General features: G+C 67.1%; 10 protein-coding genes, 1 tRNA gene and 1 pseudogene. 4 read left to right on the top strand and 8 right to left on the bottom strand.

Annotated features, from left to right (window positions below; translation table 11 throughout):
• Window positions 1-58: 58 nt before the first annotated feature.
• Window positions 59-238, top strand: a pseudogene (locus A6A08_RS29385) (hypothetical protein); the annotation flags it as partial.
• Window positions 239-819: 581 nt separating this feature from the next.
• On the opposite strand, the gene A6A08_RS16825 reads toward A6A08_RS29385, so the two are convergent.
• The 5 genes from A6A08_RS16825 to A6A08_RS16845 form a co-directional block, all read right to left on the bottom strand.
• A complete protein-coding gene (locus tag A6A08_RS16825) occupies window positions 820-1224 on the bottom strand; it encodes a hypothetical protein (RefSeq protein WP_083609155.1) in 405 nt (134 codons plus the stop codon).
• Between the two features lie 372 nt (window positions 1225-1596).
• The gene (locus A6A08_RS16830; RefSeq protein WP_073703582.1) at window positions 1597-2328 is read right to left on the bottom strand and encodes a site-specific integrase; all 732 of its coding nucleotides are present in this window, start codon (window positions 2326-2328) and stop codon (window positions 1597-1599) included.
• Between the two features lie 34 nt (window positions 2329-2362).
• A complete protein-coding gene (locus A6A08_RS16835; protein WP_242422692.1) occupies window positions 2363-2956 on the bottom strand; it encodes a hypothetical protein in 594 nt (197 codons plus the stop codon).
• Window positions 2957-3328: 372 nt separating this feature from the next.
• A complete protein-coding gene (locus tag A6A08_RS16840; protein ID WP_073703579.1) occupies window positions 3329-4420 on the bottom strand; it encodes a hypothetical protein in 1092 nt (363 codons plus the stop codon).
• A 420-nt stretch (window positions 4421-4840) separates the two neighbouring features.
• Entirely contained in the window at window positions 4841-5518 is a 678-nt protein-coding gene (locus A6A08_RS16845) for an IS5 family transposase (protein ID WP_083609157.1), read from the bottom strand.
• A 120-nt stretch (window positions 5519-5638) separates the two neighbouring features.
• Between A6A08_RS16845 and A6A08_RS29155 the strand changes: the two genes are divergently transcribed.
• The 3 genes from A6A08_RS29155 to A6A08_RS16860 all read left to right on the top strand — a co-directional run bounded on the left by A6A08_RS29155 (window position 5639) and on the right by A6A08_RS16860 (window position 7839).
• Window positions 5639-6310 carry a transposase gene (locus A6A08_RS29155; RefSeq protein ID WP_073703580.1) on the top strand — a complete coding sequence of 224 codons (672 nt, stop codon included), beginning with the start codon at window positions 5639-5641 and terminating at the stop codon, window positions 6308-6310.
• A 183-nt stretch (window positions 6311-6493) separates the two neighbouring features.
• Window positions 6494-6574 (top strand) — tRNA-Arg (locus A6A08_RS16855).
• Window positions 6575-6939: 365 nt separating this feature from the next.
• Window positions 6940-7839 carry an aminoglycoside phosphotransferase family protein gene (locus A6A08_RS16860; protein ID WP_073703583.1) on the top strand — a complete coding sequence of 300 codons (900 nt, stop codon included), beginning with the start codon at window positions 6940-6942 and terminating at the stop codon, window positions 7837-7839.
• Window positions 7840-8146: 307 nt separating this feature from the next.
• On the opposite strand, the gene A6A08_RS28870 is transcribed toward A6A08_RS16860, so the two are convergent.
• From A6A08_RS28870 to A6A08_RS29390, 3 genes are read right to left on the bottom strand one after another with little or no spacing between them, the layout of a single operon-like run.
• On the bottom strand, window positions 8147-8827 hold the full coding sequence (locus A6A08_RS28870) for a transposase (protein WP_338013132.1): 681 nt from the start codon (window positions 8825-8827) through the stop codon (window positions 8147-8149).
• Window positions 8800-9051, bottom strand: coding sequence for a winged helix-turn-helix domain-containing protein (locus A6A08_RS27675; protein WP_143181791.1), 252 nt, complete (start codon window positions 9049-9051; stop codon window positions 8800-8802). The genes A6A08_RS28870 and A6A08_RS27675 overlap by 28 nt, the downstream gene beginning before the upstream one ends.
• Window positions 9052-9297: a helix-turn-helix domain-containing protein gene (locus tag A6A08_RS29390; protein WP_143181792.1), complete on the bottom strand. Its 246-nt coding sequence runs from the start codon at window positions 9295-9297 to the stop codon at window positions 9052-9054.
• Between the last annotated feature and the right edge of the window lie 141 nt (window positions 9298-9438).

A 9438-nucleotide genomic window follows, 5' to 3' on the forward strand; every position in this document is an offset into this window, starting at 1 on the left:
CCGCTTCAACACAGGGTGAAGCGTTGGTTCCGAGCCTCCAATAAAACCGGCACGAGACATGGTCTCAGCCGAGTTTGGCCACGCCACCACCCACTTCACCCAGGACACCTACCAGACCGTGTTCCCGGACGTGGCCAAACGGGGCAAGGGGGAGAGCATGGGGGATGCCTGTCTTGTTGTTGTGTTGGAGCACCGTCCCCGGAGGGACTCGGTTACAGCTACTTCAAACCGGACATGAAGCTACTAGTCGCATTGAAGTCACCACAAGACGCACACGGGCTTTCTTGGCCAGCACAGCAGAGTCGGTTCTGAATTACATGCTGTGACCTGACAGAAAGCCTCGGTGGCCGGATCCGGCCACCACCCTCACGGGTTACCCCGAATTATCTGCTCTGTCCGTCCAGCCTTGCAGTTGCTCTCCATACTTCACTGACCTGAACGTAAACGGTAAAACAGCAGGTCAAACCTCTTCTGACCTGACGGCCGCAAGTTTGAATCCTACTGGGTGTGCCAAAAACCCTAGGTCAGAGCCCTACGCACCTGTGGCTCAGCGAAGCCATCCCGCTGATCGGCCTGGGGGTGGGACCGGGACGCCAGGACCACCCTGGTCTCGCGCATGCTGTGACGGCCCATCCCAAGGCACCCGCCCACAGCCCTCTCGAGCGCTTCATGGTCCCCTCTTGCGGTGCCCTGCGGCGGCGTCCACGGTCAACACACCCTGACAGTGCCCGACGGGTGGGCGCGCCCCTAGAAAGTGCCGGAAAACGATCCGGCGCAAGACAGCAGGCAGAGTAGTTCGTCGAACAATTGACATCCTGATCACAGGTCCTCGAACGCTTCCTCGCCCGGACGCCACACCATCCAACCGCGATCGTCGAAGCCGCTGAGCGTGGCGATCTCCAGGCCTTCGAGTTCATTCGCGGTCGAATGGAGCTGGATCGCACCTCTGGCGAAGTCGACCTTGAGCCCGATGCTGGTTTTCTCGTGCGTGGCGCTCACGTTCTGACCGATGAGGGTGCGCAGCGCCTCCGCCCAGCCGGGCTCTGCAGGGGCGAACCGTCGCCCGTCCAGAACCACCTGGGGCAGAACGTCACATGTGAGCGAGGGCATGTCACCGGACGTTTCACTGTCGAACCACAACTGGACGTAGTCCATCACGAACTGCACCGAGTAGAGCCGGCAACCCACGAGGCGACCCAGGAGCGAGTTCAGTACGTACACCACGATCGAGACTCCCGACGGTGGACGAGGGCCGGATGTCCCAAGACACCAAGCCGACATGCGGACGAACACAGACAGCCCGGGTGGAAAGGAACGAGGCGACCTGTCGGCCAGCCACACCAGAGGGCGGTCCGTAGTCGGCCAGGACCTTGCGGGGTGCCATCGGACGCCACCAGAGGCCGGTGTGTGCTCCGTTTGTACTCCGCAGTTCTGGACTGGCACGACACCTGGTGGCATCTCTTAACACGAAACTATTGCAGTGATCGGATGGATACGGACGAAACGGCACCCTATGGCATGTAGAGATACGAAAGCGCCCTTCTAATCCGATGGTCGCAGGTTCGAATCCTGCCGGGTGCGCCACAAAACCCCAGGTCACAGCCTTTCCTGAACATGGGACAGCCTCGGATCCCCTGTGGTGGGTCCATGGTGGGGCCCGGCTGGGACCGGCACCGAATCCCGCCGGGCCGCTCTGCCCCGCACCTGGCGACGAACCCAGCCCGCATCCCGCAACACCAGCGACGCCGTGCGTTCCGCTGCCTCGCGTGCCACCTGCGGCAGCACGCTGGCATAGGTGTCCGCGGTCAACACGATGCTCGCGTGCCCCAGCATCGCCTGGACCACCTTCAGCTCCACCCCCGCCGCCAACGCCAACGTCGCCGCCCCGTGGCGTAGATCGTGCAATCGCACCGGCGGTAACCCGCTGGCGGTGTTCAGCTTCCGAAACATGCGCGAGAGCCGCTCCAGGGCCAACACCCCGCCACCGGCCGCCGTGAACACATACCCTCCCGGCCCCCACACCCGGCCGTGATCCTCGGCCTCCTGTTGTTGACGCCACTGGTGGCGGCGCAGCACACCGACCGTGGTGTGGTCCACCATGAGCGTGCGACGGCTCGCCGCGCTCTTGGGCGCCACCTCCACCAACCCCCGGCCCCGATGGGCCTGGAGCTGGCGCACCACCCGCACCGTCCCCCGCTCCAGGTCGACGTCCTCCCACCGCAGGCCCACAACCTCGCCCCGACGCAGCCCGGTCATCACCACAAGGTGAAACAGCGCGTACAACCGGTCCTCGGAGACGAAGTCCAGGAGGGCGCGGGTCTGCTCCACCGTCCACACCGCCACCACCGGCCGCACCCCACCATTACGCCAGTCCGCGACGGCCTGCCCTGAGTGCGGGGAAGCGTTCGCGTACCTCGTCCTCCACGGACCGGGTCGGGCACAGGGCGAGAGCCCGCCTGGGTGAGGCGAGGCGTCCGAGTGCCCGAAGGATGCGGTCTTCGGTGGTGTCGACCTCGTGGACCACACACAGGTGCGGTGTGCGGGACAACGCGCGGGCCAGGTCGCGGAGGGCCTCGCTGGCGGTGAGGATCACGGCGGTCTCGGGGGCGCGGCCCAGCAGGTGGCGTGCGGTGTGCAGGGAGGCGGCTTCACCCAGGCACCGGGCGACCAGGGCGATCTGGTGCGGGAGTCGCCGGTGCGGCAGCAAGCGCCGTGTCCCCGCCGCGGAGCGCTGCGCGCCCTTCCCCAGGGCGAGGAGAAGGCGGGCTTTGATGCCCTCCGGCCGTGTGGCCACTTGGACTCCGTGCTCCTGGAGCATGGTGTGCACGTGGACGGGCATTCCGTCGAGGGTGATCACCGCGACTTGGTGACCTGTGGTGGCGGCGGCACGGTCGATGTGGGTGATGGCGTGCTGCCAGTGCCCCGCGTGTTCGGTGGCCGGTTCGAGCCGGTTCAAGCAGCGCCACGGCCCGCCTCACGACCGTTCCTGGGCGCAGGCTGCGTCGAACTGGGCGCGTAGCCACACGGGGAGGAGGACACCACAGCCGCGATCACGACCGGCGTCAGCACGGCGGCGATGGTAGCTCAGCGGGAGGAATCCATTCCAGCTCACCACCGGTCCAGCGACAGGTCCGCGCTCAGGACCAGGGAGCTCGGACCCTGTGGGGGAATGGTTGGATCCCCCCTCGGACACAGACGAAGGCCCCGCTCAGCAGGGCCTTTCTTGCTGCCCGGGTCGCAGGAGCCGACCTGGAGACGCCACCCGTCCACGAGGACGCGCCTCGCCTCTGGCGGGGGTGTCCTGCGGTGTGGTGCCACCTCTTCACCGTCAGGGGGAGAAGCTCTCGTTCTCCTTCTGGAACGAGGCCAGGGCACTGCGGACCTCGGTGGGGAGCCCGGGGGAAGGCGCCCAGGGGGTCGGTACCTGGAGCGGAATGAGCTGTGACGGCTGCGGGCGCTGGGAGGGACCGCTGCGCACCATGTGTTCGATGCGGTCGGGATAACCGGTGAACCCCTGCGACTCGTGCCATGGGTACCACGCGCCCCGCGTCGTCAGCGGGTCGAACCCCCACTTGGCGATCCTCGCCGCGGCCTCGTTCTCCACGGTCGGGTCAGCCGTCGCCGCTCGCTGCTTGGCCTTGCGCATGACGAGGAACGTGATCCCCAATCCGGCGAACAGCACCATCGGTACGGCTCGTCGGACGATCGGTCCGCTGGGGTTGGGGTTGATGGCTTCGCAGTCGGCCTCGCTCATGATGAAGTTGTCCGGGTCGTTGAGGATCTCCAGGCATTCCGCGTAGGTGAGCCGGTCCCTGCCCTCGGCTTGAGCGAGGGGCTCCGCAACCGCCCCGCTCACGATCTGAAGGAGCATCATGAGTGCGAACAGGCCGGAGAGGGCAAAACTGACGAGGAAAGCGGTTTTGAGCCCGGTCTGCCGCAGTCGCGCCGGGTGACTCGTGAAGCGCTGCCTCTCGTCAGGGGGGATCTCGCCCTGCGCTCGCCTGATCGCGTCCGCCCACACGGAGTTCCAGACCCGTTCGCGGTTGCGCAGGAACGGTACGAGGACAGCGGCACGCCGCTGCCAGTCGACGAACGCCTCACCCTCCGGTGTCTGTCGCCACATCGAGAACTCATGCCGGGCGGTCTGTTCGGCCATGGCCTGCTGGATCGCGTGCTGCTCCTGTTGGAGCGCGAATTGCTGCTCCTGCGTCCTCGCCATTCGTGCACTGTTCGCGGCGTTGATGCCGTTGAAGACCATGCTGGCACTGCTGGTGAAAGCGATGCCCTTCAAAAGATCCGTGTTCTGTGCCGCCGACCGAGCGGAGCTCGCGGCCGAATGATTGATGTTTCTCAGATGCTCCGCGCTTTTCGCGGTCGACCTGTCAATGTTCCGCAGATGATCTTTCGGGGTTTCGAACATGCCGGCATGGACCCTTTCTTCTCATACGTGGATGAGGCCCTTGCGTGGAGTCACCATAACGCAGAGTGACAGGCACCCCCCGACCGACTGGGACTCATGACCCATGGACCAATGACAAACATAGCGAAAACGCTGGTTTACCGCCCTCCCTGGGCATCGCCTCGGCTTCGACGATCATAGCGACGAGTCTTGCCGGCGGAGAGGCCCCATCAGGCTTCCCCATGGCGGAGACCCCGCCCTGGAAATTCCGAGGCGGGGCCTCCCCCTGGAGTGCGGCGAGGGTGCGACCGGGTTGCGGACCAACCCGGAAGGCCCCGCTCCAGCCCGTGCGAACCAACAGGACATACCCCTTTCCCTTCCTGGTCACGGCCTTGTTCACCTGCGCTTTCCCTCTCCCCCGGCGTCAAAGGGCGTGGGAATTCAAGTCCCCCTCGGACACGGAAGAAGACCCTGCTCAGCAGGGCCTTTCCTGTTGCACGCACCGCCGTCGTCCGCACAGTTCGAACCGGTGAGGTCACGCAGCCAGATCCGGGTCGAGGCCACCTGCACGGTCCCGTCGAAGATCGCGGCCCGCTTGTCACAGCGGGTCGCGACCGCCCGGTTCTGCTTGAGCAGGTTGATGCACCGCTCCACCGCGTGGCGGCCCCGGTAGGCCTCCCGGTCGAAGACCGGCGGCCTACCGCCCGCCGATCCCTTGCGACGGCGGTTCTCACGCTGGTCCCGGGGTTGGGCGATGGTCGCCTTGGTCTTGCGGCGGCACAGAAGCGCCCGGTTCGACCTGCTGGAGTAGGCCTTGTCGCCCAGCACCTGGTTCGGGCGGGTCCGGGGCCTGTCCACGCTGCGCGGCGGCCGCAACGCGGCCATCAGCGGCGCGAGCATGGGGCCGTCCCCGCGCTGGCCGGGGCTGGTGGCCAGCACCAGGGGGCGCCGATACTGATCGGCGAGCACGTGGATCTTCGTGGTCGGCCCGCCCCGGGAGCGGCCCAGGACCTGGTTTACCCAGTTGCGCAGGGTCTCGCGGTTGACGCCGAGCTGGTCGCTGATCCGGGCAATCGCTCCTGGGCGCGTGGCCGGGTTCCGGCAGGCCTCCACGACCATCCGTGTGGCGCGTTAGCGCAGCCCATCGGGGTATTTCCTCGGTGCTGTGTCGACGACGCGTGAATACTGGATCTGGCGCAGATTCGATGAAGCGCCTGCGGGACCTGGCCCTTGCCCGCGATGATACGAGGTGTCCCTCTCCTCCCTCTTCAACCTGTTCTTCCCCCACCTGGCTGGGCTCGACATCGGCGAGGCTTTCCAACACAGCCGAACGGTGCACGTCACCGCGGCCACGACCACCCGCACCGCCCGCTGTCCGAGACCGGCCACCTGGCCGCCGCCATCAGCCGCTCCACTCTGCTGCGCCTGATTCGCTCCGCACCCGACCCCGAACAGCCCACACCACGGATCCTGGGGGTCAACGACTTCGCCCTGCGCAAAGGCCACGTCTACGGGGCCCTGCTGGTGGACGCCACCCCCCACCGGCCAGTGGCCGTGCTCGACGAACGCAGCGCCGACGCACTCCAACAGTGGCTGCACAACCACCCCGGAGTGGAGGTGATCTGCCGGGACCGCGCCGGCTGCTACGCCGACGGCGGCGCCCGCGGAGCCCCCAACGCCCTGCAGGTAGCCGACCGGTGGCACCTGTGGAACAACCTGGGCCAGGCGGTCGAACAGTACGCGTCGTTTGCCTTGGGGGAGGCGCCGCCCAACATGGGAACTGGTCTGTGTGAGACGGCCATGGCGCCGGTGGGGTCGTGGGCGATCGCGTTGATCGCGGTCGGGGCGACCCTGCTGGCGGGGGCGTGGGTCACCACCTCCTCCCGGCCGACGAACGAGCCGAAGAAGTAGGCGCCCTTCCACCGTGTGACGGGAGATGGCTCCCGGCCGACGAGTACTCGTGAGGTGCCATCGGATGACGTCAGGGGCCGGTGTGTGCTCCGTTTGTGCTCCGCAGTTCCGGACTGGGACGACACCGGGCGGCACCCCTTGACACGAAACGATGGCGGTGAACGGATGGATAGGGATGGAACGGCACCCTGTGGCACGTGGAGACACGAAAGCGCCGGACTCCTCATCCGATGGCCGCGGGTTCGAACCCTGCCGGGTGCGCCACAAAAACCCCAGGTCAGCCGGGGCGCACTGCTCCACTTTCGAGGAGCCGCCGCACTGATGGGACCAGGGTGGGACCGAGATGGGACCAGCTCCCTGCTCACGCCCCGTTCCCCGCCCGTGCCGCCGGGTCCTCCCGACGTCCCGCAGCACCAGTCAGGCCGTCCGCTCAGTCGCCTACCGTGCCACCTCCGGCGACACGATGCCGGCCGGACCCAACATCACCTTCGACAGCCGCCTTGCTGCACGGGAGTGACGGGGGGCGATCCCGCCACAGGACAACCTCCCACCACACCCGATACGACACAGATCGGACGGGCCAGGAAATAGAGATGCCTCACTGAACGGTGAACGTTCAGACTGGGCGGATGGATATGCACGCCGACCAGATCACGGTATCCGTGGAAACGGCTGCCCGTCTCATCGCAGCCCAGTTCCCGGAGTGGACCGGGCTACCGCTGGCCCCTGTCCTGCCCGGAGGCACGGTCAACACCGTGTTCCGCTTGGGCGAGCGGTTCTCGGTTCGCTTCCCTTTGCGGTTGGAGGAACCCGAAGCGGTTGGCCGCCGGTTGAAGGCCGAGGCCGCAGCCGCACACGAGTTGTTCGGACACACACGGTTCGCCACCCCCGAGCCCGTGGCGATCGGGGAGCCGGGGCAGGGCTATCCGATGCCGTGGGCGATACAGACCTGGCTGCCGGGGACACCCGCCGACCGGCTCGACCCGGGGGAGAGCGTCAGTTTCGCTCTGGACCTGGCTGATTTCGTACGTGAAGTGCGGGCCATGGACACCGGCGGCCGAGTGTTCCAAAGAACGGGCCGCGGCGGCCGAATCAGCGACCACGGCGCCTGGGTGCACGCCTGCCTGGAACGCAGCGAGGGACTGCTGGACGTTCCGCTCCTCCGTGGACTATGGGAGAGAATGCGGGAGCTGCCCAGGACCGGGGGCCCTGACCTCATGAGCCACGGCGATCTGATACCCGGCAACCTCCTGGTGCGAGACGGGCGCTTGGCCGGGGTGCTCGATGTGGGCGGGCTGGGCCCGGCGGATCCGGCGCTGGACCTGGTCTGTGCCTGGCACCTGCTGGAGGAGGGACCAAGGCACGCCTTCAGGAAGGCGCTGGACAGCGATACCCCGGAGTGGGAACGCGGCCGGGCCTGGGCTTTCGAGCAGGCGTTGGGCCTGGTCTGGTACTACGAGCACAGTAATCCGACCATGAGCCGCATCGGGCGGCGGACTCTACGGCGGATTACCGAAGCGGCGCAATGACCCGGGCAACCGGGAGCGGCCGCGTACGGCAAGAGGCTCGTGCCTGCGAAGAAGGGGAGGGAGGGTCTCGTGCGGTAAGCCTGCCGTGACGTTCTGGGGGCCACGGGCCCGACGACAGCGAGGAAGCGCTCGGCTTGGGGTTTGCCACGACGGTGCACGCGGCGGCGACCCACCAATCCAGTCCATGGTCGAGAGCGGCTTCCGCGGCCTGAGACAGGATCGCGCACTCGCAAGGACCTCGCGAGATGCCCTTCCAATCCGATGGCCGCAGGTTCGAATCCTGCAGGGTGCGCCACAAAACCCCGGTTCAGACGGGGTTCGTGAGGACCTCGAAGGAGGCTCTCACCGTCGTTGGGGCCCTGAGATCCTCCGTGTGTGCTCCCCAGTGCAAGGTCCAGTACAGGTGGGGCCCACCTCGCGGAGCACTTTGCCGTCCCGTGACCCTGCGGGCCCGTGCCCCGTGTTCGCCCACCAGCGCCCCACATCCGCCCTGACACCGCCGCGTGCGAACCCCGGCGCCGTCGACGTGCGTGATTACGTCCGTGCCGTCCATACACCGCCCATCAGGCGCTGTGTAAGTTGTACTGCGGTTAGGCGGGCAGCCGCTCCAGGGTGAGCCAGTCCTGTCCGTCCCCCAAGCGCGCGTGGCCCGACTCCAGTGCGCACTCAGCCCATCCCAGACCAACACCGCCCGCTCGCCCTCATAGAAGGCCTTGAGCTGTTCGAGCACCGCGATCAACGCGTCGGTGTCATAACTGCCCGGGCGCAGGTGAAAGCACCATCGGGCGCCGCGCCCGACCTCTGCGGCGTGATAGCCCAGCGCGGCGGCCATCGAAGTCCGCTTCCAGTTCAACCGATGGGCCAACGTGGGCGTGTGGCCGCGGGGTACGTAGGTGCGGCGCACCTGGGGCAGCAGGGAAACGCCCGATTCGTCGAGAAAGACGGTCCATGCCCGATTCCTCAGCGCCCCCTTTTGGTACACGGCCACTCATGCGCCACCCACCGAACGATCTCGGCCTCATCGCGCTCCACCGCCTTGCGCTGGGGGCGGTGCAGACTCCAGCCCAGCTGGACGGTCAACAGCCGCCATACCGCCGAGGAGGACAGCTCCACCCCGGTGGTGCGCTCGACCACCAAGCCCACCCGCCCCAGGGTCCACAAATCGGACTCGAACCCATGGGCATGGGCTCCCTCCTCCAGCGCGGCTCGCACCTACTCCACCTGGGCATCGGTCAGCTTGGGAGGTCGTCCAGTAGCCGGGCGGCGGCGCAGTGCTGCGGTCCCGCCCTGCTCCCACAGGCGTTTCCAGCGCCGAACGCTGTCTGCGCAGACTCCGAGGATCCGCGCGATCTCGGCTTGGGAAGGGTGGCCTTGGTCGAAGAGTCCGGCTGCGCGCATGCGCCAGGCCTCGGCCAGTTGCGGGCGGGTCAGCGGGGGGACGGCTTGTGCGGGGGGCATCGGACGCAGCTGTGAGGGGCACGCCCGTGATGCTCGCACGACCGAGCCCCTCACACCCGCAGAACTAACGAAAACTCAGTGAGCCTTTTTCATCCTGAAAGTGCAGGTCACAGGCTCGCACCGACTGCGCAGAACCACCCC

The sequence above is a fragment of the Nocardiopsis sp. TSRI0078 genome (assembly GCF_001905145.1).
Taxonomy (GTDB): domain Bacteria; phylum Actinomycetota; class Actinomycetes; order Streptosporangiales; family Streptosporangiaceae; genus Nocardiopsis.

Bases quoted from the DNA above. Each gene is read 5' to 3' on its own strand.
- A6A08_RS16840 (WP_073703579.1), bottom strand. From the start codon at position 4,420: ATGTTCGAAACCCCGAAAGATCATCTGCGGAACATTGACAGGTCGACC.
- A6A08_RS16845 (WP_083609157.1), bottom strand. From the start codon at position 5,518: ATGGTCGTGGAGGCCTGCCGGAACCCGGCCACGCGCCCAGGAGCGATT.
- A6A08_RS29155 (WP_073703580.1), top strand. From the start codon at position 5,639: ATGATACGAGGTGTCCCTCTCCTCCCTCTTCAACCTGTTCTTCCCCCA.
- A6A08_RS16860 (WP_073703583.1), top strand. From the start codon at position 6,940: ATGGATATGCACGCCGACCAGATCACGGTATCCGTGGAAACGGCTGCC.
- A6A08_RS29390 (WP_143181792.1), bottom strand. From the start codon at position 9,297: ATGCCCCCCGCACAAGCCGTCCCCCCGCTGACCCGCCCGCAACTGGCC.